The 23,486-nt window shown below is 70.8% G+C and carries 27 protein-coding genes; 11 read left to right on the plus strand and 16 right to left on the minus strand.

Going from position 1 to position 23,486, the window contains the following annotated elements:
• Positions 1–106: 106 nt before the first annotated feature.
• Positions 107–1,021: a nitroreductase/quinone reductase family protein gene (locus NE234_RS16935; protein WP_252781246.1), complete on the plus strand. Its 915-nt coding sequence runs from the start codon at positions 107–109 to the stop codon at positions 1,019–1,021.
• Here NE234_RS16935 and NE234_RS16940 read toward each other — a convergent pair.
• From NE234_RS16940 to NE234_RS16960, 5 genes are read right to left on the minus strand one after another with little or no spacing between them, the layout of a single operon-like run.
• Positions 942–1,688, minus strand: a complete 747-nt coding sequence (locus NE234_RS16940; protein ID WP_252781247.1) for a hypothetical protein — start codon at positions 1,686–1,688, stop codon at positions 942–944. The two genes, NE234_RS16935 and NE234_RS16940, sit on opposite strands and share 80 nt — an antisense overlap.
• Positions 1,685–3,157, minus strand: a complete 1,473-nt coding sequence (locus tag NE234_RS16945) for a hypothetical protein (RefSeq protein WP_252781248.1) — start codon at positions 3,155–3,157, stop codon at positions 1,685–1,687. Before NE234_RS16945 ends, NE234_RS16940 begins: the two co-directional genes overlap by 4 nt.
• Positions 3,154–3,897: an ATP-binding cassette domain-containing protein gene (locus NE234_RS16950; RefSeq protein ID WP_252781249.1), complete on the minus strand. Its 744-nt coding sequence runs from the start codon at positions 3,895–3,897 to the stop codon at positions 3,154–3,156. Before NE234_RS16950 ends, NE234_RS16945 begins: the two co-directional genes overlap by 4 nt.
• Positions 3,894–4,583, minus strand: coding sequence for a hypothetical protein (locus NE234_RS45075; RefSeq protein ID WP_252781250.1), 690 nt, complete (start codon positions 4,581–4,583; stop codon positions 3,894–3,896). Before NE234_RS45075 ends, NE234_RS16950 begins: the two co-directional genes overlap by 4 nt.
• Positions 4,580–5,146 carry an RNA polymerase sigma factor gene (locus NE234_RS16960; RefSeq protein WP_252781251.1) on the minus strand — a complete coding sequence of 189 codons (567 nt, stop codon included), beginning with the start codon at positions 5,144–5,146 and terminating at the stop codon, positions 4,580–4,582. Before NE234_RS16960 ends, NE234_RS45075 begins: the two co-directional genes overlap by 4 nt.
• A 108-nt stretch (positions 5,147–5,254) precedes the next feature.
• Here NE234_RS16960 and NE234_RS16965 point away from each other — a divergent pair, with 108 nt between their 5' ends.
• Positions 5,255–5,884, plus strand: coding sequence for a hypothetical protein (locus NE234_RS16965; RefSeq protein WP_252781252.1), 630 nt, complete (start codon positions 5,255–5,257; stop codon positions 5,882–5,884).
• Here the strand turns inward: NE234_RS16965 and NE234_RS16970 are convergent.
• Entirely contained in the window at positions 5,881–6,618 is a 738-nt protein-coding gene (locus tag NE234_RS16970) for a GbsR/MarR family transcriptional regulator (protein WP_252781253.1), read from the minus strand. The two genes, NE234_RS16965 and NE234_RS16970, sit on opposite strands and share 4 nt — an antisense overlap.
• A gap of 222 nt (positions 6,619–6,840) precedes the next feature.
• Between NE234_RS16970 and NE234_RS16975 the strand changes: the two genes are divergently transcribed.
• The 4 genes from NE234_RS16975 (at position 6,841) to NE234_RS16990 (ending at position 10,387) form a co-directional block, all read left to right on the plus strand.
• Positions 6,841–7,503, plus strand: a complete 663-nt coding sequence (locus tag NE234_RS16975; protein ID WP_252781254.1) for a DUF4097 family beta strand repeat-containing protein — start codon at positions 6,841–6,843, stop codon at positions 7,501–7,503.
• 25 nt (positions 7,504–7,528) lie between these two features.
• On the plus strand, positions 7,529–8,467 hold the full coding sequence (locus NE234_RS16980) for an ATP-binding cassette domain-containing protein (protein WP_252781255.1): 939 nt from the start codon (positions 7,529–7,531) through the stop codon (positions 8,465–8,467).
• On the plus strand, positions 8,464–9,237 hold the full coding sequence (locus NE234_RS16985) for an ABC transporter permease (RefSeq protein ID WP_252781256.1): 774 nt from the start codon (positions 8,464–8,466) through the stop codon (positions 9,235–9,237). The genes NE234_RS16980 and NE234_RS16985 overlap by 4 nt, the downstream gene beginning before the upstream one ends.
• Before the next feature lie 229 nt (positions 9,238–9,466).
• Complete coding sequence (locus NE234_RS16990; RefSeq protein ID WP_252781257.1) at positions 9,467–10,387, plus strand: serine protein kinase RIO; 921 nt, start codon at positions 9,467–9,469, stop codon at positions 10,385–10,387.
• Here NE234_RS16990 and dnaB read toward each other — a convergent pair whose 3' ends face one another.
• Positions 10,388–13,042: a replicative DNA helicase gene (gene dnaB, locus NE234_RS16995; RefSeq protein ID WP_252781258.1), complete on the minus strand. Its 2,655-nt coding sequence runs from the start codon at positions 13,040–13,042 to the stop codon at positions 10,388–10,390.
• A gap of 325 nt (positions 13,043–13,367) precedes the next feature.
• Between dnaB and NE234_RS17000 the strand changes: the two genes are divergently transcribed.
• Positions 13,368–14,684 carry an MATE family efflux transporter gene (locus NE234_RS17000; RefSeq protein WP_252781259.1) on the plus strand — a complete coding sequence of 439 codons (1,317 nt, stop codon included), beginning with the start codon at positions 13,368–13,370 and terminating at the stop codon, positions 14,682–14,684.
• Here the strand turns inward: NE234_RS17000 and NE234_RS17005 are convergent.
• A complete protein-coding gene (locus NE234_RS17005) occupies positions 14,681–15,382 on the minus strand; it encodes a TetR/AcrR family transcriptional regulator C-terminal domain-containing protein (protein ID WP_252781260.1) in 702 nt (233 codons plus the stop codon). The two genes, NE234_RS17000 and NE234_RS17005, sit on opposite strands and share 4 nt — an antisense overlap.
• 81 nt (positions 15,383–15,463) lie before the next feature.
• On the opposite strand from NE234_RS17005, the gene NE234_RS17010 reads away from it, so the two are divergent.
• Positions 15,464–16,972, plus strand: a complete 1,509-nt coding sequence (locus NE234_RS17010; RefSeq protein WP_252781261.1) for an FAD-dependent monooxygenase — start codon at positions 15,464–15,466, stop codon at positions 16,970–16,972.
• Positions 16,973–17,025: 53 nt separating this feature from the next.
• Positions 17,026–17,214 carry a hypothetical protein gene (locus tag NE234_RS17015; RefSeq protein WP_252781262.1) on the plus strand — a complete coding sequence of 63 codons (189 nt, stop codon included), beginning with the start codon at positions 17,026–17,028 and terminating at the stop codon, positions 17,212–17,214.
• Between the two features lie 212 nt (positions 17,215–17,426).
• Here the strand turns inward: NE234_RS17015 and NE234_RS17020 are convergent, their stop codons facing one another.
• The 6 genes from NE234_RS17020 to NE234_RS17045 all read right to left on the minus strand — a co-directional run bounded on the left by NE234_RS17020 (position 17,427) and on the right by NE234_RS17045 (position 20,331).
• Positions 17,427–18,185 (minus strand): peptidoglycan recognition protein family protein, encoded by a 759-nt coding sequence (locus NE234_RS17020; protein WP_252781263.1) that lies wholly within the window; start codon positions 18,183–18,185, stop codon positions 17,427–17,429.
• 162 nt (positions 18,186–18,347) lie between these two features.
• Positions 18,348–18,794: a 50S ribosomal protein L9 gene (gene rplI, locus NE234_RS17025; protein WP_252781264.1), complete on the minus strand. Its 447-nt coding sequence runs from the start codon at positions 18,792–18,794 to the stop codon at positions 18,348–18,350.
• Positions 18,795–18,811: 17 nt separating this feature from the next.
• Positions 18,812–19,048: a 30S ribosomal protein S18 gene (rpsR, locus tag NE234_RS17030; protein WP_252781265.1), complete on the minus strand. Its 237-nt coding sequence runs from the start codon at positions 19,046–19,048 to the stop codon at positions 18,812–18,814.
• Between the two features lie 75 nt (positions 19,049–19,123).
• A complete protein-coding gene (locus NE234_RS17035; RefSeq protein WP_252781266.1) occupies positions 19,124–19,705 on the minus strand; it encodes a single-stranded DNA-binding protein in 582 nt (193 codons plus the stop codon).
• Positions 19,706–19,756: 51 nt separating this feature from the next.
• Positions 19,757–20,047, minus strand: a complete 291-nt coding sequence (gene rpsF / locus NE234_RS17040; protein ID WP_252781267.1) for a 30S ribosomal protein S6 — start codon at positions 20,045–20,047, stop codon at positions 19,757–19,759.
• 140 nt (positions 20,048–20,187) lie between these two features.
• Positions 20,188–20,331, minus strand: a complete 144-nt coding sequence (locus NE234_RS17045; RefSeq protein ID WP_252781268.1) for a hypothetical protein — start codon at positions 20,329–20,331, stop codon at positions 20,188–20,190.
• A 182-nt stretch (positions 20,332–20,513) separates the two neighbouring features.
• Here NE234_RS17045 and NE234_RS17050 point away from each other — a divergent pair, with 182 nt between their 5' ends.
• Positions 20,514–20,771, plus strand: a complete 258-nt coding sequence (locus NE234_RS17050; RefSeq protein ID WP_252781269.1) for a hypothetical protein — start codon at positions 20,514–20,516, stop codon at positions 20,769–20,771.
• A 140-nt stretch (positions 20,772–20,911) separates the two neighbouring features.
• Positions 20,912–21,670 carry a deoxyribonuclease IV gene (locus NE234_RS17055; protein ID WP_252781270.1) on the plus strand — a complete coding sequence of 253 codons (759 nt, stop codon included), beginning with the start codon at positions 20,912–20,914 and terminating at the stop codon, positions 21,668–21,670.
• A gap of 111 nt (positions 21,671–21,781) precedes the next feature.
• On the opposite strand, the gene NE234_RS17060 is transcribed toward NE234_RS17055, so the two are convergent.
• Positions 21,782–22,231, minus strand: coding sequence for a barstar family protein (locus tag NE234_RS17060; protein ID WP_252781271.1), 450 nt, complete (start codon positions 22,229–22,231; stop codon positions 21,782–21,784).
• A 76-nt stretch (positions 22,232–22,307) separates the two neighbouring features.
• On the minus strand, positions 22,308–23,483 hold the full coding sequence (locus NE234_RS17065) for a mannosyltransferase family protein (protein ID WP_252781272.1): 1,176 nt from the start codon (positions 23,481–23,483) through the stop codon (positions 22,308–22,310).
• Between the last annotated feature and the right edge of the window lie 3 nt (positions 23,484–23,486).

Consider the following 23,486-nt stretch of genomic DNA (forward strand, 5'->3'; position numbering starts at 1 on the left):
CCCCGCGATCATCCCTATACGTTTGCGATCAAAGCTTCTTTGTTTGCAAAACAAATACGTACGGCGTCCACACCGTACCGGACCCTCTCCGGCGGAGGTCTCGCCCATGAACGCAACGCCCGTGGCACCGAACCCCAACGACCCGATCATCGGTGAGTTCCGCGCGAACAACGGGAAGGTCGGCGGGGTCTTCGACGGCGTCCCGCTCCTGCTGCTGACCACGGCCGGCCGCAGAACGGGCCGACCGCACACCACGCCCGTCGTCCACCTCCGCGACGGCGGCCGGTACCTCGTGTTCGCCTCCAACGCCGGGCGGCCGGAGCACCCCGACTGGTACGAGAACCTGGTCGCCGGCTCGCAGGTGACGATCGAGGTCGGCACCGAGGAGGGCCGCGTACGCCCGTTCGCCGCCCGCGCCGTGGTCCTCGACGGCGACGAGCGGGATCACTGGTACGAACACCAGTGCGCCCTCAATCCGGCCTTCCGCCGGTACCAGGAGCAGACCACCCGGAGGATTGCGGTGGTCGCCCTGCACCCCCTGGACCTGTCCGCCGACGCCGCGCGCGCCCGGATGATCGGTGAGCAGCTCGTCCGCCACCACGAGGAGCTCCGCGCCGAACTCCGCGACGTACGGGCACGGATCGGCGACCTCCTCGCCGGCGGGCCGGGCCGTACGGATCCCATCCCCCCGGCGGACCTGACCGCCCAGCTGCGCCGGCACTGCCTGACCTTCTGCTACGGCCTGCAGATGCATCACACGCGCGAGAACGGCGCGTTCTCCGCGTTCGAGGACGAGTTCCCGCACCTGGTCCCCGTCGTCGAGCGGCTGCGCGCCGAGCACCACGTGATGGAGAAGGCCCTGCGGGACTTCGAGGCGCTGCTGCGGGAAGGGCCGTCCGGCGACGACGTGACGCGGTTCCGCACCGAACTGGACCGCGTGGTCACCGGCCTGGAGGACCACTTCGCGTACGAGGAGGCGAACCTCCTCCCGGCGGTGGGCGCCACGCCTCCGCAGCGGTGAGCCTGTCCCGGCCGTGCCATGGACGCCGAGGCGAGCCCGGTCCTCCCCGGACGGCGGTGACGGCCATGCCGGCGGTGAACACCAGGCCGGCGCAGACGGCGGCACCGACGTCGTACGGCGGGCGGGCCGGCCAGGTCCACGGCGTGGTCACGGCCGGGCCGTGCCACAGGGTGTACTGCGCGTACATCGCGATCACCAGGTAGCCCGTCGGACCCGTCCAGGCGAGACCGGCACCGAGCGTGGCGGCGCAGAGCAGGCCGATGCCGGTCGAGCCGGCGACGTTGCGGAGCACTCCCGCGGTGCCGCCGGCGAGGTGCAGGCCGGTTCCCGCGATGACGAGCGCCCCCATGGCGATGGCGGTCAGCGCCGAGGCACCCCCGAGCCGCAGGACATGGCGCCGCGGACCGGTCGCGCTCTCCGGATCACCGAACGGGCTTCCCACGGTGGCTGCGACGACCGTCGCGGCCACCGTCTCGAACAGCAGAGGCATCTGGAGCGCACCGTAGGTGTTCCACCTCAAGTGGAGCGCGACCCGCGTTCCGGCGGCGCAGATCAGCAGGATCAGCAGGGCGAGAGGCAGCCTGCGGCTGGTCGCGTACAGCCGCAGGAGGCGCAGTCCGGCCCGATGCGAGACGGCCGCCCGCAGCCGGGCCGAGGAGGCGATCACGGCAGGTCTCGCAGCGTGAGGTGGCCGGCCCGCAGCGCGACCGCGTGAGCGACCAGCCAGGCATGCCGGGTCGAGAACGGCAGTGCGGCGAACCGCCGGGCCGCGTCGAACTCCGGGCTCCCGGGGCTCGGCAGCCCGGTCTCGGCGGGACGCGCGGCCATCCGGCCCCCGTCGACCCCGGCCACCGTGAGCAGCGCCATCGTGACCGCCCGCTGTGCCGGGCCGGGGTGGGGAGCGCGACCGACGACAGTGGAGATCAGATCGAGGCCGGCGGAGGACGCGACCGCCCTCGTGAACTCCGCGGTCGTCATGCCGTGCTCGCCGGGCAGCGTATCCGGAACGACCAGGCCGACCACGGGACGGCCGCCGACGGTACGCGGGCCTCCGCCGCCGACGACCATCTCGTCGCCCCGCTGCCGGAACACCGGAGCGGTCTCCTCCACGGCGAGAGGCGCGCCCGGTACGCCGGTGAGCTCACCCAGCACGGGTCCGAGCGCGTCCGTCACAACGGGCAGGTACGCCGCGTGCGCCGGGTGCACGCAGACCCGGATCGCGGTCCGGCCGCAGACCGGCGTGTACGGGACCGGGCGGTCGTCGGCGGAGTCGTGCAGCGCCGGGATGAGCGTCATGCCGTGTCCGTCCGGCCGGGCGGTACCGACCAGCAGCACGCTCGTCACGGCCGAGGCGATGCCGACCGCGCCGAGACAGGCGGCGGCCCGGCGCGGCCATCGCCCTGCGCCGGGCAGGCCCACCACGCCGAGCAGAGCGGCGCTGAGCCCGATCAGGAAGATGACCTGGGCGATCGGCAGGTCGGGACGGTAGGGGTAGAAGGTCGCCACGGAGGCGTTGGGCGGGGCCCACAGCGGGTCGACCTGCCAGTACGACGGCGTCGTGTGGATGGGGTAGAGGCCGAACCCGAGCCCGAAGAACACGGCGAGGATCGTCAGCGGGACGGTGAACCGGTGGGGCAGGAACACGCCGACGACGAACCCGAGGGCGGAGATCGCCGGTATGCCCGCGGCGCCGACGGCGGCCGGCCACCACAGCGGGCCGCCCCACGAGGCCTGTCCCGCGGTGATCCCGTACAACACGCCCACGCAGCCGAGATAGGCCGCCTCGGCCCAGCACGTACAGGCCGCCCAGGCGACCAGCCGGCGGGTCCAGCCGGATCGTGGGGTGCCGGCGATCAGATCGCCCATCCGGTGACGGCCCTCGCGTGACCCCAGCCACGCGGCGGCGCCCACCACCGGCGGTACGAAGTCCAGCAGGATCGACTGTTGCATGGCCATCGCCCGCAGGTTCCACAACGGCGGAAGCGCCGTGCTCTCGCGGAAGGCGTTGTACCAGAACAGGCCGGCGGCGACCGGCAGCATCCAGACCATCGTGCTGCGGCGCAGCTCCAGGCTCACCAGCCGCGTCACGGAGCGGCCCGGCGGACGCGGGCCGCGGCGCGCGACGGCGAGGGTCATGACCGCACCTGTGCCAGCACCGCGGTGTACCCGCGCTCCAACGGAGCGTCGCCGACGCCGCGGTCATCCCCCTGAGCCGCAAGCTCGTCCGGAGTGCCATGGAAGACGACCTTCCCCCGGTCCATCAACGCCACCGCACCGCAGGCGGCGCCCACGTCCTCCACCAGGTGCGTGCTGACCACGACGGTGGCGCGCGTGCCGATGTCGCGCAGCAGAGCACGGAAGGCGACCCGCTGCTCGGGGTCCAGCCCGGCGGTCGGCTCGTCCAGGAGCAGCAGCTCCGGGTCGTTCACGATCGCCTGCGCGATCCCCACCCGCCGCAGCATCCCGCCGGACAGGGTCCGCAGCTTCGCCTTCGCCTTCTCCCCCAGACCGACCCGTTCCACGGCGACGGCGACGGCGCGGGGGACCCTTGCCGCGGGCATCTCCTTCAGCAACGCGAAGTACTCCACGAACTCCACCACGGTGAAGCCCGGGTAGTAGCCCAGGCTCTGCGGGAGGTACCCCAGCCGGCGTCGAAGCTCCCGGCGCTCACCGTGAACGCCCGGATCACGACCCAGCAGCCGCAGCCGCCCCGACGTCGGTTCGATCACCGTTGCCATCATCCGCAGCAACGACGTCTTCCCCGCCCCGTTGGGGCCCAGCAGCCCCAGGACGCCGGGCCCCGCCCGTAGGTCCACCCCGGCCACCGCCTCCGTCCGGCCGAACCGACGGGTGACCTCGGTGATCTCGATGGTCACGACGATCCTTTCGGCATCCGGGTGGTGAACAGGACGATCGCCGTGCAGCAGGCGGTCACCACCAGGTACGGAACGACCAGGGAGGAGTCGGTGACGACGGCGGCGACGCGTCCCTCGGCGGTTCGCGTGTACAGGACCGTGCCGGCCCAGGCCGCCGATCCCGCGACGGTGCCGACGAGCGCCGACCGTGTCACCGTGGCGGTCGCCAGCGCCAGCGCCGACACGGCCGTCATCGGGATCAGCCAGCCGAACGTCACGCCGACCGTCGCGCCCGACGCCGCCGAGCCGACCAGCCCGAACACCGTGTCCACCGCGAGCACGCCGAACGCGCGCACCAGCAGCACCATCCGCACACCGACGGCCGCACTGCACGACAGCTCCCACGCCGGATCGATCCCGGGGCCGTACGCGTAGGCGATGCCCGCCGCGGCCACGGCCGGCGCCACGAGGCTCACCAGAGGCCGTCCGCTGGCCGCCGTCGCCACCGTCCCCGCCCCGAGCACGACCGCGCTGGCGAGTAACCAGGGCACGAGCAGCGATGGAGTGGTGAGCAGCGCCCGCGCCAGGCCCGGCGAACGCAGCAACCGCCCGATGATCCGCTCCGGCCACCGCACCTCGCGGCGCCACAGCCCGGTGGCGATCCCGGTCCACACCCGGTCCAGATTTACGTCCTCCGGCACGTTCATCCCACGCCTCCTTCCTCGACCCGGCGGCCACCCTCTCCGGTGACGCGCAGCGCCGCACGCAGTCGGCGCCGCACCCGGTACGCCCGGCTCTTGACCGTTCCCGTGGGAACTCCCATGAGCCGCGCCACCTCGGCGACCGGACGGTCCTCCACGTACAGCAATCGCCACACCTCCGGATCCGGGTCGCCCGGCGGGCCCAGTACCGCGACCGCTCCGTCGAGATCGGCCCGCGACGATGCCGCCTCCGCCGGATCCTCCGGGTCCGGCCAGTCCTCCAGTACGACGGACGGCAGCAGGTGCGCAGGCCGCCGGCGGCGCAGGACGAGAGCGGCCTGGCGCCGGGCGATGCCCCACAGCCACCCGCCCGCCACGCCGGTGGGGCGATAACCGGCCGCACCACGCCAGGCGGCGAGGAACGTCTCCTGCAGGACGTCCTCCACCTCGGCCGCGGGCAACAGCGCCCGGAGCCGCGTCGCCAGCCAGGGCGCATGCCGTAAGAACAACTCCCGCGTCGCCGCGTCGTCACCGGCGGCCATGGCCGCGATCAGCCTGTCGTCATCCATCGCATCCCTATTGCGCCAGGACCGCGATCGGTTCACGACCATCGCCAGGTTCTTCTCAGCCGCTTCTCCCGTCATCGCTCCGTGATCCCCCGGTGCAACGATGCGCGCGTGGAGGAGTTACGAGATCCTGAGCGTCCGGGATGCGCGCCCGCAGTGGTGATCATGCTGGTGGCGGTGGCCGGTGGCGTGCTGGTCGCGGTGTTCTCCGGCTGGGACACGGATGTGATGGTGGCCACCGCGTTCATCCTGGCTCCCGTCGCGGTGACGCCGCTGCTCGCGGTCCAGGCCAAGGCCGGCGCGGCGGCCCTCGTCGTGGCGACCGCGCTCGGCGGTGAGCTGGCCACAGCGCTGTACGCCGCGGGTCAGGGCGGAAGATCCGCGTGGCTGATCGTCATCGAGCTGGTGGCGGTGCTGGCGGCACCGCGCACGCTCGACCTGCTGAGACGCGCTCACGTCCCCGCCGTCCCGGCGGGGCGGGAGTTCCCGGGACCGGTCGGCGTGCTCCTGATCATCGTCCTGGCACCGGTCGCCCTCGCCGCGGGCGTCCTGGGCGCCATGGCCCGCCGGCCGTGGGTCGCCGCCCTGGCAGCCGCCGTCGCCGCTCTGGTGACGGCGCTCATCGTCGGGTCGGTGTGGTGGGCCCTTCCGCTCTTCGCCGCCATCGCCGCCATGGCGGCGATGCTGCCCGCCGCCGCGCGCCGGACCGTTGTACGGGGCCGGCACGGCAGGGAACGTTAGCCGGCCGCCGAGGCCGCGTCCTGATCGGAGGCCGCTTCGGCTCTGGTGTGGAGGACTTCGCGGGCCTGATCCGCCGCGCGGGTGATGCTCTCGGTGATGAAGTCGAGGAACCGGGCGATGTTCTCGAGGCGGGCGGCGGCCGGGCTGTCGGGACCGAGGACGGTGACGCCCTGCCGTGCGGTCTCGGCGACCTGGGCGGTGCCGCGGGCGCTGGCGATCATCGATTGGTACCAGACGTCATCGTCGACGACGTAGCGCTCGCGGCGGCGTTCGTCGCGTTCCCGGCGGACGAGGCCCTGCTCCTCGAGGAACGCGATCGCCTTGGAGATGGAGGCCGGGCTGACCTGGAGACGCTCGACGAGCTCGGACGCGGTGAGGCTGCCCGTGTCGCTGCAGAGGAGGCCGGCCAGCACCCGGGCCATCATCTTGGGCGTGCCCGACTGCATGAAGACGGTGGTGAGCGTCTCCTCGTACTCCCGCACGGCCTCGGCGTCGGGGCCGTGCGTCTGCGGCCCCGGAGGCGCGGCCTGCCTGCGCCGGTGGGCGCGGCGCTCGGTGGCGCGGTGGGCCAGGTCGGCGCGGTAACCGGTGGGGCCGCCGTTGCGCATCACCTCACGAGTGATCGTCGAGGTCGGACGGTCGAGGCGTCTGGCTATCTCCGCATAAGCGAGCCCGTCCGCCAGCCCTGAGGCGATCCGCTGGCGATCCTGCTGGGTGAGCCTGCCTCCCGGCATCACAACCTCCTCCGCACTCCCTGATGCCTCCAGCATAGCGTTCACCGACACTCATCGCAACGAATACCCACCGCAATGTTGCGTTGAAGCCAGCTCCATTGCAATGATTTCCTGCGCGCGAGCTGCACCGATGTATCGAAGGCGCAACGAGGTTGTTGAGGAGATCGGAAAAGCAACGTAGCGTTTGCGTTGTTCGAAACAACGAGCCGCACGGAGCACACCATGCAGAAGTACGACACCCCCACCCCGATCACCACCGCCATCGACATCCCCGCCGGACGCGTGCAGATCATCGCCGCCGACCGCACCGACACCACCGTCCAGGTCCTGCCCGCCAACCCCTCCAAGAGCCGCGACGTCAAAGCCGCCGAGCAGACCACCGTCACCTACGCCGACGGCGTCCTGCGCATCCAGCTCCCGGCGAACAACCAGATCCTCGGCCCCTCCGGATCCATCGAGGTCACCGTCCAACTGCCCGCCGGCTCCCGCGTCGAGGGCAAGGCCGCCGCCACCGAACTACGGACCGTCGGCCGCCTCGGCGACGTCACCTTCACCGGCGCCTACCGCCACACCAAACTCGACGAAACCGCCAGCCTGCGCCTCACCGCCACCGACGGCGACATCCAGATCGGCCGCCTGAACGGCCCCGCCGACATCACCACCGCCGGCGGCGACATCCACATCACCGAAGCCACCGGCGGCAAGGTCATCCTCGCCACCCACTCCGGCGACATCACCATCGGCGCCGCCACCGGCATCTCCGCCGCCCTCGACGCCGGCACCCCCAACGGCCGCATCACCAACACCCTCAAAAACGACGGCACCACCGAACTCGACATCCACGCCACCACCTCCAACGGCGACATCACCGCCCGCAGCCTCTGATCAGCAGCCTCCAAGGAGCAGCGTCATGACGAACCTGGCCATCGCGGCGAACGGGCTGCGCAAGTCCTACGGCGACAAGGTCGTGCTCGACGGCGTCGACCTGGCCGTGCCCGAAGGAACGATCTTCTCCCTGCTCGGCCCGAACGGCGCCGGCAAGACCACCACCGTCCAGATCCTCTCGACCCTGATCCGGGCCGACGGCGGCACCGTCCAGGTCGCCGGCCACGACCTGGCCCGCAGCCCGGACGACGTACGCGGCGCGATCGGCGTCACCGGCCAGTACTCGGCCGTCGACAAGCTGCTCACCGGCGAGGAGAACCTGCTCCTCATGGCCGACCTCAAGCACCTGTCCCGCAGGGACGGCAAGCGCAAGGCCGCCGAACTGCTCGACCGCTTCGACCTGGTCGACGCGGCGCGCAAACCGGCCTCGACCTACTCCGGAGGCATGCAACGCCGGCTCGACCTGGCGATGACCCTGGTCGGCGACCCGCGACTGATCTTCCTGGACGAGCCCACCACCGGTCTCGACCCGCGCAGCCGCCGCTCCATGTGGCAGATCGTGCGTGAACTCGTCGCCGCCGGCGTCACCATCTTCCTCACCACCCAGTACCTGGAGGAGGCCGACGAGCTCGCCGACCGGATCGCCCTCCTCGACCATGGGCGGCTGATCGCCGAAGGCACCGCCGAAGAGCTCAAGCGGCTCATCCCCGGCGGCCACATCGAACTCACCTTCGCCGGGACGCACCTGCTCGAGGCGGCCCGTCACCTCGTCGAGGCCGGAGTCCCCGACCCCGAGGCGCTCACCTTGCAGGTGCCGAGCGACGGCAGCGTCCGCTCGATCCGCGAACTGCTCGCCCTCCTGGACGACCACTCGATCGACGTCGCCGAGATGAGCGTCCACACCCCCGACCTCGACGACGTCTTCCTCACCCTCACCGGCCAGCAGAAGGAGACCGTCCGATGAGTACCCTCGCCCTCGCCATGCGCGACTCCTCCACCATGATCCGGCGCCAGCTCAAGCGCCTGATCCGCTACCCGTCCATGACCGTGCAGCTGATCATCACGCCCGTCATCCTCCTGCTGCTGTTCGTCTACGTCTTCGGCGGCACCCTCGGCGCCGGCCTCGGCGGTGGCCGCCACGTCTACGTCAACTACGTCGTCCCCGGCATCCTGCTCATGGCGGCGGCCACGGCCGCGACCGGAACCGCCGTCATGGTCGCCACCGACATGACCGAGGGCATCATCGCCCGCTTCCGCACCATGCGGATCTCCCGGGCCTCCGTCCTGACCGGCCACGTCGTCGGCAGCGTCATCCAGCAGCTCCTCGGCATGGCGGTCCTCATCGGCATCGCCCTGGCGATCGGCTTCCGCCCGAACGCCACCGCCGTGGAATGGCTGGCCGCCATCGGAATGCTGACCCTGTTCGTCGTGGCCATCACCTGGCTCGCGGTCGCCCTCGGCCTGAAGTCCTCGACCCCCGAGGCCGCCAGCAACGCCCCGATGCCCCTGGTCGTGCTGCCCTTCCTCGGCAGCGGCTTCGTCCCCACCGACTCCATGCCCACCGCCATCCGCTGGTTCGCCGAGTACCAGCCCTTCACCCCGATCATGGAGACCGTCCGCGGCCTCCTCCTCGGCACCCCGATCGGTCACAGCGCCGCCATCGCGGCCGCCTGGTGCGTCGGCATCGCGGCCGTGTCCTACCTCTGGGCCAAGAAGACCTTCAACAAGGCGTAACCCGTGAACCGGCCGAACAGGGCCGTCGGACCAACCGGTCCGACGGCCCTCATCGCTTCGCGCATGGAGAGTCCCGGAAAACACGTTGCGGGGTCCGGAACGGGCGGGCCATGCTGGGTCGATCGAGCGGCGGCGAGCGCTGCCTGGACTAAGGAGGGCTGACGGATGGCCATCACTGTGCTGCGGCATGTCCGCATCAGTCCCACCTCTTTGTCCAGGAGCACACCCGTTGTCTTCCGAGTACGAACTCTCTGACACCTTCTCCGGCCTCGACTCCCGTCGGCCCGATGCCTCCGGTGACGTGTCCCCGCCGGATCCGGCCGGCGCCTTCGCCTTCACGTTCCATTCGGTCGACGAGGAGCTGGGCCCGCATCAGCGGTGGTCCACCTGGCTGGACGTCGAGCGGAGTTCTCGCGGCCCGGAACCACGCCCATCGTGGGTCGTGACGGAACAGGCTGCGATCGACACCGAGCTCGGCATCCTCAAGACCGGCAAGGAAGCCGACGTCTTCCTGCTCGAACGGGCCGTCGAAGCCATCGGCGACAACCCGGCGAAGTCCTCGCTGCTGGCCGCGAAACGGTACCGCACCGAGGAACACCGGTCCTTCCACCGCAGTACGTCGTACGTCGAAGGCCGCCGTACCCGCAACAGCCGCGACAGCCGGGCGATGGCGAAGAAGACCTCGCACGGCCGTAGCGTCGCGGCCGGTCAGTGGGCGTACGCCGAATGGGAGGCCCTCAACCGGTTGTGGAAGGCCGGCGTCCCCGTGCCGTATCCCGTGCAGGTGGACGGCACCGAGCTGCTGATGGAATTCATCGACGACGGGGAGGGCGGTGCCGCGCCCCGGCTCGCCCAGGTCCGGCCGTCGAAGGAGCTGCTCGGTGTGTACTTCGAGCAGCTCCGCGACGGCATGCGTGAACTGGCCCGCGCGGGGCTCGCGCACGGCGACCTCTCGCCGTACAACGTCCTCGCGCAGGCCGAGCGGATCGTGATGATCGACCTGCCCCAGGTCGTCGACATCGTCGGCAACCCGAAGGGCATGGACTTCCTGATGCGCGACTGCCACAACATGGCCACGTGGTTCACGAACCGTGGGCTCGCGATCGACGAACAGGAGCTGTTCGCCGACCTGCTCACGATGGTGTTCTGATCAGTGCGCCATGTCGACGAAGCGGCTGTAGTGGCCCTGGAAGGCGACCGTCACGGTGGCGGTGGGGCCGTTACGGTGCTTGGCCACGATCAGGTCCGCCTCGCCCGCCCGCGGGGACTCCTTCTCGTAGGCGTCCTCGCGGTGCAGCAGGATGACCATGTCCGCATCCTGCTCGATGCTGCCCGATTCGCGTAGATCGGACACCATGGGCTTCTTGTCCGTTCTCTGCTCTGGGCCACGGTTGAGCTGGGAGAGCGCGATGACCGGGACCTCGAGCTCCTTCGCGAGGAGCTTCAGCGACCGGGAGAACTCCGAGACCTCGACCTGGCGGCTCTCCACCCGCTTGCCGGACTGCATGAGCTGCAGGTAGTCGATGATGACCAGGCGCAGGTCGTGCTGCTGCTTCAGCCGCCGGCACTTGGCGCGGATCTCCATCATCGACATGTTCGGCGAGTCGTCGATGAACAGCGGGGCCTCGGCCACCTCGCTCATCCGCCGGGCCAGCCGCGTCCAGTCCTCGTCGTTCATCGTGCCGGAGCGCATGGCGTGCAGCGCGACCCGCGCCTCCGCCGACAGCAGGCGCATCGTGATCTCGTTGCGCCCCATCTCCAGCGAGAAGACCACGGTCGCCAGCTGATGTTTGATCGCCGCCGCCCGCGCGAAGTCCAGAGCCAACGTGGAGTTGTGCACGACGAGGTCGTTCGCCACGAAGTTGTGCCAGATCGGTACGGTCAAGTCATAGACCCGTTCCTGCCCGGCCTCCTCGATCGAAACGATCTTGTCCCAGATGACGTCCGAGTCAGCGATCTGGCGGAGGGTCGCGGATCCGAGCGCCTTGGCGATCTCCATCAGCCGGTGCCGGCTGAGTTGCTGCCCGACGTGCCAGTTGTGAGTGGACGGACGACCGGCGCGCCGACTCAGCTCGGCGATGGGCATGTCGCCCATCTCGTCGAGGATCTGCTCCCAGATCTCGCCCGGGATCAGGTCCACATTCGGCTTGGCGACCCGGTCGCCGATCACCTCGAGGAGCCGCTCGACCTGCCGCTCCTTCGAAAAGATGCCGATCAGTTGCGCGAAGCGCCGGATCTGGTCGATGTCATGGATGTAGACCGTCCACGCCGGGCGTCGCTCACCCTCGTACGCGACCGTTCGCGGGCAGACGCGCGCCGTGACGCCGAGGCGGAGCAACAGGTGCGCGACGTCGCGGGCGAGCCGCTCACTGACGGTGCAGTAGCCGACTTGCGGCTGGCTCGACGCCGCGACCGACGCCCAGCCGTCCGTGGCGAAGAGCCGCGACAGGAACAGCGCGATCTGCCGCTCCGACAGCCGGAAGACCTCGTTCGGGATGTACTTGTGGTGAGAGTCCAGGCCCATGAGGCCCCAGGCCACGAGACGCTCCGTCAACGGATTGGGCCGACCCGCCGGCGTGCTGAAACTGAGCGCGGTCGGATGACGATGGTCCGAGGGAGTGACAGTGCACGTCTCATCTCGGCATGACCGCAGTGCAAGCGAGCGTGCCGTGAGCCCGAACTTCGCCGCCCAGTGTTCGGCATCCTCTTTGATCTTCGGGTCGAAGACAGTGAGCCGGGGCGTGGCGCTGGTGAGGCATCCGTCGCCGATGAGGTACGCGGTAAGCGCCACGAGCGCGTCCGGCAACTTTTCAACCGCTTGAGTCCGGATCTCACGAGGGGCGGCGATGCGGTCGCCTGGCCGTAGCTCCTCCAGCGGCACCCAACCCCGCAGAGTGAAGAACGGGTGGTTCGGCGTTGCGACGATCGTCCGGCCCAGCTGGGTGGTGAGCCGCCGGACTGAACGGACTCCGTTGTCGAGGAAGTCGCTCGGCCGGACCTCCTCGAACTGCCAAGCGGCGTTCAACGCGTGGACACGGAGGTCCTCACCGGCCTGCCCACGCCGGACGAACTCGTCGATGCGGATGCGATCACCGGTGCGGGCGTCCACGACCACCGTGCTGCCGGCCAGGCACTTCCCGATCGCCGGCCGTGCGGCGACGATGATCATTTGCCCGGCATGGAGGCCGTTGGTGAGGGCGTCCAGGTCGGTGAAGCCGGTGGGGACGCCGACCATCTGGCCGCCGCGGCTGCCGATCGCCTCGATCTCGTCCAGGGCGCCGGGCATGATGTCGCTGAGCGGCGAGTAGTCCTCGCCGGAACGCTTGTCGGCGATGGCGTAGACCTCGGCCTGGGCCCGGTCGAGGAGGGCGTCGGCGTCGGCGCCGTCGGTGCTGTAGCCGAGCTGGGCGATGCGGGTGCCGACCTCGACCAGCCGCCGCAGGACGGCCTTCTCCTGGACGATCTTCGCGTAGTAGCCGGCGTTGGCCGCCGTCGGGACCGACGCGACCAGGGTGTGCAGGTAGGGCGCGTCGCCGATGCGGCTGAGCTCACCGCGCTTGAGCAGCTCGTCCTTCACCGTGATGGCGTCGACCGGGTCGCCCCGGCCGTACAGGTCGAGGATCCGCTCGAAGACGGTCTGATGGGCCGGACGGTAGAAGTCGCGGCTCTGGACCATCTCGATGACCTCGGCGATCGCGGTCTGGGACAGCAGCATGCTGCCCAGGACGCACTGCTCGGCGGCGAGGTCGTGCGGCGGGGTTCGCTCGAACTCCCGCTCGTGTGACGGCATCTCGGTGACGCTCATTTCGGCACCCCCAACCGCCTCAAACGCTCACGTCTCCCACGTCTATCCCATGGGACTGACAGTCTGCGGCCGGTCCGGGATCGAAGGCAAAACGATCTGTGGAGGGCGCTGTGGACCACCTGTGCATACACGCCGATCCGGCTGTGCACATCGCCTGTGGACAACCTGTGGATACTCGAATCACCCCGCCGAATAACGGCTGTGACCTGCGAAGATTCCATCCACCCCTTGTGGGCGGAAGAAAGTTCGGGCGATGGTCGTCCACAGGGTCACCCACAGGATCAAGTAAGCGTTAACTCACCTTTGCCGGTTACAGTGGCACATCATGACGTTCCGACACCCGTACGACCGAGAGATCCTCCGCCTCGCGGTCCCGGCGTTCGGCGCGCTCGTGGCCGAGCCGCTGTTCCTCCTCACCGACTCGGCGATCGTCGGTCACCTGGGCACGGTCTCCCTGGGTGCGCTCGGAGTCGCCGGGCAGATCCTCGGCACGCTCGTCAACCTGTGCATCTTCCTCGCCTACGGGACGACCGCCTCCGTCTCCCGCCAGGTGGGCGCCGGCAACCACCGTGCCGCCGTACGCCAGGGCGTCGACGGCATCTGGCTCGCCGCCCTCATCGGGGTCGCGCTGATCGTGGTCGGGCGGCCGCTCGTCCCCATGGTCGTGCGCGCATTCGGCGCGTCGGCGGTCGTCGCGCCGCAGGCGGAGACGTACGTGCACGTGAGTCTCCTCGGCGTCCCGGGCATGCTGATCGTGCTGGCCGGCACCGGCGTGCTGCGCGGGTTGCAGGACACGAGGACGCCGCTGATCGTGTCGGTGGGGATGTTCGCCGTGAACGCGGGGCTGAACGCGCTGTTCGTGCTGGCGCTCGGGTACGGCATCGCGGGTTCGGCGTGGGGCACCGTCCTCGCGCAGACCGGCGGAGCCGTCGCGTACGTGGTCATGGTCCTGCGCGGCGCGCGGAGGCACGGCGCGCTGCTCCGCCCGGACCTGGGCGGATTGCGGGCGTCCGCGACCGCCGGCGTCGGCCTCCTGATCCGCACGCTCAGCCTGCGCGTCGTCCTCGTCGTCGCGACGATGGTCGCCGCCCGCCTCGGGGACGCCCAGATCGCCGCGCACCAGATCGCGGCGAACGTCTGGACGCTCACGGCGTTCGCCCTCGACGCGATCGCGATCGCCGGGCAGGCCATCACCGGCCGTCAGCTCGGCGCGGGCGACGTCGCGGCCGCCCGTGCCGCGACCCGCCGGATGGTCGAATGGGGCGTCGCGTGCGGGGTGGTGTTCGCGCTGATGCTGTTCGCCGTACGGCCCTGGCTGCCGGACGCGTTCACCGCCGACGCCGCCGTACGGTCCCAGCTCCTCGACGCGCTGGTGATCGTCGCACTGTTGCAGCCGATCGCGGGAGTGGTCTTCGTCCTCGACGGGGTGCTGATCGGTGCCGGTGACATGGCGTACCTCGCGGTGGCGGGCGTGATCCAGACGGCGGCGTTCCTGCCCGTGGCGTGGCTCGCGTACGCGCTGGGCGGCGGCCTGGTGTCGCTGTGGCTGGCGATGGGGGTCTGGATGGCCGCTCGGCTGGTCACGCTCGGCCTGCGCGCCCGTACCGACGCCTGGTCGGTCGCGGGCGCCGTACGCGGCTAGTCCTCCGCCTGGTCGGTCGCGGAGGGTCTGCGCGGTCGGTCCTCGCCGTCGGCCGCCGGCGGCGGGTCCTCGTGGCCCGGGCGCGTCTCTCTCGCGGCCGTCACGTGGGCGCGCATGCCGTCCAGCATCCGCTGCAGGCCGTACTCGAACGTCGCGTCGCGGTCCAGGGCGGCGGGTCCCGCGGCCGCGATGACGGGGAAGCGCTCCAGGTCGAACTCGATCCCGGCGTCGCCCTGGCGCTCGAGGTCCTTCTGTTCGTCGAGCACGAACCCGACCACGTAGTGGCCGAGAACGATCACGGCGCGCAGGGCGTCCTCGGGGGTGAAACCGGCCTCGACCAGCACGCTCAGCGCGCGCTCGACGTGCGGCCAGGCCTCGGGCGGCGGCCGGTTCCCCGCCCCGAGACGCGCGCCGTCGCGGTGGGCGAGCAGTGCCCGGCGCTGAGCCCGCATGCCGTCGGCGAGCCAGCGGTCCCACGGTTGTCCGGCCGGCGGAGGCTCGAACGAGACGCCCGCCTCCTCCCGGGCGAAGGCGACCAGGTGGTCGAGGAGGTCCTGCTTGTTCGTGAAATGCCAATAGAGCGCGGGGGCCTGGACGCCGAGTTCCTTGGCCAGCCGCCGCAGCGACAGCCCGTCCAGGCCGACCTCGTCCAACAGCCGCAGGGCGGTACGCAGGACCGTCTCGCGTTCCAGTGCCATCGATCGCCTCCCGTTGACAATTTAACACCGTTCAAGGATCCTTAACGGCGTTAAGGATTTAACGCCGTTAAGGAGTGCGACATGCCGTACGACGTGGTGATCGCCGGTGCCGGGCCCATCGGTCTCTTCCTCGCCTGCGAACTCCGTCTGCAGGGCGTCCGCACCGTCGTCCTCGAACGGCGGGCCGAGATCGACCCGACCCTCAAGGCAGGCGCCGTCGCCGGACGGGGCGCCGACGTCCTCATCCGCCGGGGGATCTCCGAACTGCTCGGCGACCAGCCCACCCTCGCCGACCTCATGGGCGGCGGGAGGCCCGGAGCCGGGAGTCTGCAGGCGACGACGGGGAAGACGGGAACGCCGGTCGTAGGGCACTTCGCCGGGCTGTGGATCCTGCGCGGCGGCTCCCGGCCCGCCGGAATGCCGATCTTCGCCGCCCAGCAGGTGCTGGAGGCCGCCCTCGAGAAGCACGCGCTCGATCTGGGCGCCGGCGTGCGGCGTGGCCACACTCTCACCGGTATCGACCAGGACGACGGCGGCGTCTCGGTCACGGCCGAAGGCCCCGAGGGCGCGTACGCGTTGCGCACCGGATGGCTCGTCGGCTGCGACGGCGGCCGCAGCGCCGTGCGTAAGCTCACCGGCTTCGCCTTCCCCGGCGTCGACGGAGTGACCACCGGCCACCAGGCGATCATCGAGGTCGACGACCCGGACTTCTTCCCCCTCGGCTGGCACCGGACCGAGCACGGACTGCTGGCGCGCGGGCCGATGCCACAGCGGATCCTGGCCGTCGAGTTCGACGGGCCGCCCGCCGACCGCTCCGCACCGGTCACCCGCGACGAGCTCCAGGCGTCGCTGCGCCGGCTGTCGGGCACCGAGGTCACCGTCACCGCCGTCCACAGCGCCACCCGGTTCACCGACAACACGCGCCAGGCCGACGCGTACCGTCGCGGCCGGGTCCTGCTGGCCGGGGACGCCGCCCACGTGCATCCGCCGTTCGGCGGGCAGGGCATCGCCCTGGGCCTCGGTGACGCCGTGAACCTCGGCTGGAAGCTCGCCGCCGAGGTGTCCGGGTGGGCCCCGGACGGCCTGCTCGACACCTACACGACCGAACGGCGTCCGGCGGCGGCGCGCGTTCTGCACAACACGCGGGCGCAGGTGGCGCTGCTGGCCCCTGGCCCACGGGTCGACGCGCTGCGGGAGATCTTCACCGCCCTCGCCGAGACCGAGGAGGCCAACCGGCTGCTCACCGACCTCATGGGCGATCTCGATCTGCGGTACGACGTGGCCGTCGACCATCCGCTCGCCGGCCGCTACTGCCCGGACCTGGACCTGACCGTGTCCGGCACGGTGACGAGCGTGGCCCGCCTGTCGCGGAGCGGGCGCCCGCTGCTGCTCGACCTCGACGGCCGATCCGCCGTACGGGACGCGGCGCGGCCGTGGGCCGATCGCGTCGAGGTCGTGGCGGCGAAGGCGGACGACGCTCCGGCGGCTGCCGTGCTCGTACGGCCCGACGGATATGTGGCCTGGGCCGGTGAGGATGTCGGTGGCCTGCGAGAGGCTTGCGCCCGCTGGTTCGGAGCACCCCGTGAGTAATCAGTAGGGCGGAAATCCACGCTCGTGTCGGTCGGGGACGCTAGACTTCGAACATGTGTTCTACACAAGGGGAGCGCCTGGCTCGCCTCACCCGAGCGATCGACGACCTGGCGGCCGAGGGCCTCGGCGGCCTTCCGCCGGACGCGTGGGCGGAGCGGGTGGCCGGCATCTGGGCCCTCGTCGAGGGCATCGATCCCGAGCTCGCCCGCCGTCGCGCCTGCTACTCGACCCTGGAGTCCTGAACGACGCCCGCGTGCGGACGCCGCCGCCCCGGCGTCCGCACGCGTAGGCCCGGTGACCCGGCCGGCGCCCTCTCTCCAGCCTCAGGCGGCCTGGCGCCTGCTCCCGAAGCCCACAGCGCGGCCGGCGCCGTGCCTCCGAACCGTGGTAGCCGTGCCGACTCGGCGGGCCGGCCGACGTGCCACTCCCAGGGCCCGGCGGGCCGGCGGGCGGCCTACTCTCCGTGGCGGCGCAGGCGGCGGTGGTGGTGGGATGTGAGGCGGCGTCGTTCGTCGGACGGCGGGTCGGCGTCCGGCCCGGGGGGCGGCTCGGTGCGATGCGCGTCGTCAAGGGCCCGCCCCACCTCCGCCCGCAGGCGCGGCAGCCGGCGGTAGAGCACGTCACCCGGGCAGTCCGTGTCGTTGTAGTCGCGGTGACCGACGATCGCCTCGGCCGGGTCGAGCCGGTAGGCCGTGCACAGCCACGCGCAGACGTCGACCAGGGAGGCCCACAACCTGCCGGGCACGTCGTCCTCGAGGTACGTGCCCTCGTTCTCGATGCCGATCGTGTGGTTGTTGTGGTGCAGCGACTGGGCGCCGACGACGAGCCGTCCCTGCTGGATCGCGGGAAGGGAGGCCGCCCGGCCCTCCATGACGTATCCGCCGCGGCTGATCGTCAGCTGCTCTCCGATGTCGTCCCAGCCCTGGTTCTTCATGTGGTAGCGCTGGATCTGCCGCGACAGCGTGAACGCATGCGCACGGGACATATCGGGCACGTTGGGCGAGGCGGTGTGGTGAACGATGATGTGGTCCGGCGGGTGGTCGAGCACCCGCGGTGGCCGTCTCGGCGGCACCGCGCCCCATTCCCGGCGCGTGTACACCCTCGGCATCACATCGGCGTCCGCCCACTTCATCGCACCGGCCATCATGACATCGGCGGCCACGACGCCCAGCATCCCCCGCAGCACATCCCGGCGCAGCGTCCCCTTACGCACGATCGCGGCCACCCCCCGTGGACGACTGATCGCTTAGCGTAGTGATCGCGACGCGGAATGCGAGGAGGTCGGATTGGGTGTTTCACGTGGAACGCCCCTCTGAGGTACGCGAAAGGGCCGGGTCCCAGGGGGACCCGGCCCTTCACGTGCGCTGAGCTCAGATCAGCCGGCGAGGACCTCGAGCGAGATCTTCGCGCTCACCTCGGGGTGGAGGCGGACGGCGACCTCGTGGGAACCGACCGTCTTGATCGGGTTCTTCACCTCGATGCGGCGCTTGTCCAGCTCCGGACCGCCGGACGCCTTCACGGCGCCCGCGATGTCGGCCGGGGTGACCGCACCGAACAGCCGGCCGCTCTCACCGGCGCGCGTCCGCAGCCGGACCTTGAGCTTCTGCAGGTCGGTGCGCACGGCCTCGGCCTGCTCGACACTGGCGATCTCGCGGGCCGCGCGGGCCTTGCGGATCGAGTCGATCTGCTTCTCCGCGCCGCGCGTCCACTGGATCGCGAAGCCGCGCGGGACCAGGTAGTTACGGCCGTAGCCGTCCTTGACCTCGACGACCTCACCGGGCGCGCCGAGACCGGAGACCTGCTGAGTCAGGATGAGCTTCATGAAGAGTGACTCCTTTCTCAGCGAGCCGTGCTGGTGTACGGCAGCAGCGCCATCTCGCGGGCGTTCTTGATCGCGGTGGCGACGTCACGCTGGTGCTGGGTGCAGTTGCCCGTCACCCGGCGCGCGCGGATCTTGCCGCGGTCGGAGATGAACTTGCGCAGCAGCGCCGTGTCCTTGTAGTCGACGTAGGAGAGCTTCTCCTGGCAGAACAGGCAAACCTTCTTCTTCGGCTTGCGTGGTGCCGGTTTCGCCATCGTGGTGCTCCTTAAGAAGAGAGCCCCGCTCGCGCGGGAATGGTCGGTCGGATGATGAGTGGTGCCCGGAGGGGCTTAGAACGGCGGGTCGTCGGAGAAACCGCCGCCCCCGGTCGCCCAGGGGTCGTCGGCCGGCGCGTTGCCGCCTCCGCCGAAGCCGCCGCCGCCCGGTCCGCCCTGACCGCCACCGAAGCCGCCGCCCTGACCGCCGCCGCCGTAGCCGCCCTGGCCGCCGCCGCCATAGCCGCCGCCTCCGCCTCCACCGAAGCCGCCTCCGCCGCCGCCGGAACGCTGCGACTTGTTGACCTTGGCGGTGGCGTTCCGCAGGGACGGGCCGACCTCGTCGGCCTCGAGCTCGAAGACGGTGCGCTTCTCACCCTCGCGGGTCTCGTACGACCGCTGCTTGAGGCGGCCCTGGACGATGACCCGCATGCCGCGCTGGAGGCTCTCGGCGACGTTCTCCGCCGCCTGCCGCCAGACGTTGCAGGTGAGGAAGAGGCTCTCGCCGTCCTTCCACTCGCCGGACTGCTGGTCGCGGAAGCGAGGGGTGGAGGCCACGCGGAAGGTCGCGACCGGCTGCCCGTTCGGGGTGAAGCGGAGCTCGGGATCGGCGACCAGGTTGCCGACGATCGTGATCTGGGTGTCGCCTGCTGCCATGCGGCTCTCCGGTTACAGATCGGTACGTGTCGTGGGCTGACCGGGGAACGGTCAGTGGGCCTCGGGGCGGATGACCTTGGTGCGCAGGATGGACTCCTGCAGGTTCAGCTGCCGGTCGAGCTCTTTGACCGTGGCGGGCTCGGCCGTCAGGTCGATGACCGCGTAGATGCCTTCGGACTTCTTGGCGATGTCGTACGACAGGCGCCGGCGGCCCCAGACGTCGACCTTCTCCACGCTGCCACCGCCGTCCTTCACCACGGTGAGGAACTGGTCGAGCGACGGCTGGACCGTGCGCTCCTCGGTGTTCGGGTCGAGGATGACCATGACTTCGTAACGACGCATGCTGGTCCCAACCTCCTTTGGACTGGTGCGGTCACGGTCTCTCCGTGACAGGAGGGCTCTTGCGTCGTCCCGCATCTCGGATGCGCGGGACCGACAAAGGCTATCAACAACCGGCAGCTCAATCGGCCGGAAGCGGGGACTCAGCGGCCCCGGCGGCGGTCGAGCTCGGACATGATGTCGGCCATCCGCGACCGCATGCGGGCCGTCTGGGTCGTCAGCATGGACAACTCCTCGATCAGCTCGGCGTCGTCGATGCCGGCCAGGTCACGAGTGATCATCGTCATGGCATCCTCCGTTCGAAACCACGTTCGACACTACCGCCTGGGACCGACAGTACGCTCGCCACCCCGGAGACCCCGATGACGCACTTGACCAGCACCTCGGCGGGGAACGACTCTGAGAGAGAATCGTCCCTCGGAGGAGGTGACCGACCGTTATGTCACCACTCGCCATCCCGCGTCGGCTCATGGCACGGCAGACGCACCCCTTGGAGAACTCCCTCGCCCTCGTCACCGTGGTCGCCGGCCTCGCGACCTTCGTCCTCGGGGCCGTCCACGCGACGCACCTCGTCGCCGTGTGCCTGGGAATCGTGACGTTCCTCTTCGGCCTGTACTCCCAGCTCGTCTCGGCGACCACCGCCGAGCGCTGGCTCAACATCCTGGGCATCGGCATGGCCTTCGTCGGGCTCGGCCTGGGTCTGTCCCATGGCGGCTTCACGGTCTGACCCGCCGAGCGGTACGACGCCGGCCACCGACGGCGCGCGGCGGCCGGACCGGTCCGACCCGGTCACCGCCACGCCGGCCCCCGGCGGGGTCCGGCGCGGACACGGCTCTCTCGTCCGACCACGCGCGTAGGCTCGTCGCCATGCTGCGAATCGGAGCCCACGTCGACCGCACGGACCCGCTCGCCGCCGCGGCGGCGAAGAAGGCCGAGGCGGTCCAGTTCTTCCTCGGGGACCCGCAGGGCTGGAAGGCGCCCGTCCTGCCCGAGGACTACGAGGCGATCCGCGACTCCGACGTCGACGTGTACATCCACGCGCCGTACGTCGTGAACGTCGCGACGTCCAACAACCGCATCCGGATCCCGAGCCGCAAGATCCTCACCCAGCAGCTCGAGGGCGCCGCGAAGATCGGCGCGAAGGGTCTGATCGTGCACGGCGGGCACGTGCTGAAGAACGACGATCCGCAGACCGGCTTCGACAACTGGCGCAAGGTGTTCGAGCGGATGGAGGAGTGCCCGGTCCCCGTGTTCATCGAGAACACCGCGGGCGGCGACAACGCCATGGCCCGCAGGCTGGAGCGGATCGCCCGGCTCTGGGAGGCCCTCGACGGCTTCGACGTCGGATTCTGCCTGGACACCTGCCACGCGCACGCGGCGGGCGAGGACCTCGTCGACGTGGTCGAGCGCGTCAAGGCCATCACCGGCCGGATCGACCTCGTGCACTGCAACGACAGCCGCGACGCCTTCGGTTCCGGCGCGGACCGGCACGCCAACCTCGGCGACGGCCATATCGACCCGGAGCAGATCCTGGCGGTCGTACGGGCGGCCGGGGCGCCGGTGATCGTGGAGACGCCCGGCGACGGGCAGGCCGCCGACATCGCCTGGCTCCGCGAGCACCTCTGATCCAAAAGTTATCCACAGGCTGTGGACGATTTCGTGCCGTGGTGAACCCGGAATTCCAGCGGGCGGCGGGCTCCCGGATGTCCACAGCCTGTGGAAAGCGGCGGACGCGACTCAGACGTCCGGGAGCCCCACGGGCCCGTGCTCCCGGTCCTCCTCCGTCATGAGGATGAGGACGGACAGCGGCGTCGTGGTGTCCCGCCAGTGCTCGACCGCGGCGCTGAACACCTCCAGCAGCGTGTGGTGGGTCGCGGGGTCGGCGCCGGCCAGGTCCCGCCAGTGCTCGTACAGGACCAGGTAGCCGCAGTTCGCCGGCGCCCAGGACAGATCACGCAGGCTGTCCTGGAGTGCGTCCCAGTTGTGCCCGAAGTACGACGGCAGGACGAACTCCTCGGCGCACCGCGCGAGGAGCCCCCGCTTGTCGCGCACGTCGTGGACGTCGAGCCAGAACACCCGCCGGCCGGCGCGCTCGGCCTCGGCGGCGCCGCGCGCCGCCTCCTTACGGTCGACGGGCCAGGTGTACACGCCCGGCGGCCGGCGCCCGGTCAGGATCTCCGCGATCATTCGTCACCCTCGTCCCGCAGGTCCGTCTGTCGCTCGCTGTTCTACCTTCGAGGATCCCGCGTACACCCGTCCGGCCTCAGCCCGCCCATCCTCCGGAGTTGTAGGTCACCACTTCGGCGACCATCAGGGGGATGAAGAGGGCGATCAGGAAGAGGTACGCGGGCCGCCGGCTCCGGCCGATCAGCAGCCACAGCGGCCACCACAGCAGCGTCGCCCGGCCGATCGACAGGTAGTACGCCGAGGTCAGCAGCGAGAGCAACGGCAGCCCGACGTACACGCTCTCCGCCCACTGCCGTCGCCACAGCAGCCAGCAGGTCAGCGCCACGCCGACGGCGGCCGCGATCAGCTCGACGCGAAAGGCCGTCGTGAACTGGTCGTGCGTGCCGAAGGCCGCGTGCCACGTCGTCTCGAAGGACTTCCACGGCCAGACGGTCGAGCGGCCCCAGCCCGCCTCCTGTGCGTGCTGCCACGCCGACCAGTCGCCCGTGCGCCGCCACAGGTACAGGATGTAGCCCAGCACCGGCAGGAACGGCACGGCCAGCCACGGCGCCGACCGCCACCGCCGGTCCGCCGTCACGAACTCCACGATCAGCGCGACGGCGAGGAACAGCCCGGTGACCCGCACACAGGACGCGCCCGCGGCGCACAGGGCGGCGGCCTCCCACCGCCGCTGCCGGGCCAGCAGCCAGGCCGGCAGCGCGAACGCCAGGAACAGGCTCTCGGAGTAGCCGGCGAACAGGAACACGGCGTACGGGCTGACGAGCAGCGCGAGCACCGCGCGCGGTCCGGCGGCGCCGGTGATCCCGTGCGCGCCTAGCCTGGGGTGGCCGGCGTGCGCGCCGGGCACCGTGCCCGCGGGCTCATCGCCGAGCCTGGCCAGCGCGACCATCGCCACCGCGCCGGCCACGAGGCTGACCAGCAGCGCCGACAACTGCCAGTTCGGGATCAGCGGATGGAGGATCCGGAGCGCGACGGGCAGGCCGGGGAAGAACGCCGGCAGGCCGGGGTCCGGCGGGTGGGAGGGGTCGCCGCGGTAGCCGTACCGGGCGATCTCGACGAAGTGGTCGACGTCCCACTGGGTCCAGCGGTTCAGGAAGGAGTCGTGCAGGTCACCGTACGACCACAGCGCCGAGGCGAGGAGTGAGATCCCCAGCACGGCCGCCCGCGTGCCGAACCAGGCGCCCAGCGCGAGCCGGTCGCCGGGGCGGAGCCGCTCCGCGCCGACGCCGTCCGAGCGATCTTCCGTGGCCATGGC

Origin of the sequence: Actinoallomurus rhizosphaericola (assembly GCF_024055675.1) — a bacterium.
Taxonomy (GTDB): Bacteria; Actinomycetota; Actinomycetes; order Streptosporangiales; family Streptosporangiaceae; genus Actinoallomurus; species Actinoallomurus soli.

What these genes read in the sequence shown, in the direction of transcription:
- NE234_RS16935 (WP_252781246.1), top strand. Translation starts at nt 107, where the DNA reads ATGAACGCAACGCCCGTGGCACCGAACCCCAACGACCCGATCATCGGT.
- NE234_RS16945 (WP_252781248.1), bottom strand. Translation starts at nt 3,157, where the DNA reads ATGACCCTCGCCGTCGCGCGCCGCGGCCCGCGTCCGCCGGGCCGCTCC.
- NE234_RS45075 (WP_252781250.1), bottom strand. Translation starts at nt 4,583, where the DNA reads ATGAACGTGCCGGAGGACGTAAATCTGGACCGGGTGTGGACCGGGATC.
- NE234_RS16960 (WP_252781251.1), bottom strand. Translation starts at nt 5,146, where the DNA reads ATGGATGACGACAGGCTGATCGCGGCCATGGCCGCCGGTGACGACGCG.
- NE234_RS16970 (WP_252781253.1), bottom strand. Translation starts at nt 6,618, where the DNA reads ATGCCGGGAGGCAGGCTCACCCAGCAGGATCGCCAGCGGATCGCCTCA.
- NE234_RS16975 (WP_252781254.1), top strand. Translation starts at nt 6,841, where the DNA reads ATGCAGAAGTACGACACCCCCACCCCGATCACCACCGCCATCGACATC.
- NE234_RS16980 (WP_252781255.1), top strand. Translation starts at nt 7,529, where the DNA reads ATGACGAACCTGGCCATCGCGGCGAACGGGCTGCGCAAGTCCTACGGC.
- NE234_RS16985 (WP_252781256.1), top strand. Translation starts at nt 8,464, where the DNA reads ATGAGTACCCTCGCCCTCGCCATGCGCGACTCCTCCACCATGATCCGG.
- dnaB (WP_252781258.1), bottom strand. Translation starts at nt 13,042, where the DNA reads ATGAGCGTCACCGAGATGCCGTCACACGAGCGGGAGTTCGAGCGAACC.
- NE234_RS17000 (WP_252781259.1), top strand. Translation starts at nt 13,368, where the DNA reads ATGACGTTCCGACACCCGTACGACCGAGAGATCCTCCGCCTCGCGGTC.
- NE234_RS17005 (WP_252781260.1), bottom strand. Translation starts at nt 15,382, where the DNA reads ATGGCACTGGAACGCGAGACGGTCCTGCGTACCGCCCTGCGGCTGTTG.
- NE234_RS17010 (WP_252781261.1), top strand. Translation starts at nt 15,464, where the DNA reads ATGCCGTACGACGTGGTGATCGCCGGTGCCGGGCCCATCGGTCTCTTC.
- NE234_RS17015 (WP_252781262.1), top strand. Translation starts at nt 17,026, where the DNA reads ATGTGTTCTACACAAGGGGAGCGCCTGGCTCGCCTCACCCGAGCGATC.
- rplI (WP_252781264.1), bottom strand. Translation starts at nt 18,794, where the DNA reads ATGAAGCTCATCCTGACTCAGCAGGTCTCCGGTCTCGGCGCGCCCGGT.
- rpsR (WP_252781265.1), bottom strand. Translation starts at nt 19,048, where the DNA reads ATGGCGAAACCGGCACCACGCAAGCCGAAGAAGAAGGTTTGCCTGTTC.
- NE234_RS17035 (WP_252781266.1), bottom strand. Translation starts at nt 19,705, where the DNA reads ATGGCAGCAGGCGACACCCAGATCACGATCGTCGGCAACCTGGTCGCC.
- rpsF (WP_252781267.1), bottom strand. Translation starts at nt 20,047, where the DNA reads ATGCGTCGTTACGAAGTCATGGTCATCCTCGACCCGAACACCGAGGAG.
- NE234_RS17045 (WP_252781268.1), bottom strand. Translation starts at nt 20,331, where the DNA reads ATGACGATGATCACTCGTGACCTGGCCGGCATCGACGACGCCGAGCTG.
- NE234_RS17050 (WP_252781269.1), top strand. Translation starts at nt 20,514, where the DNA reads ATGGCACGGCAGACGCACCCCTTGGAGAACTCCCTCGCCCTCGTCACC.
- NE234_RS17055 (WP_252781270.1), top strand. Translation starts at nt 20,912, where the DNA reads ATGCTGCGAATCGGAGCCCACGTCGACCGCACGGACCCGCTCGCCGCC.
- NE234_RS17060 (WP_252781271.1), bottom strand. Translation starts at nt 22,231, where the DNA reads ATGATCGCGGAGATCCTGACCGGGCGCCGGCCGCCGGGCGTGTACACC.
- NE234_RS17065 (WP_252781272.1), bottom strand. Translation starts at nt 23,483, where the DNA reads ATGGCCACGGAAGATCGCTCGGACGGCGTCGGCGCGGAGCGGCTCCGC.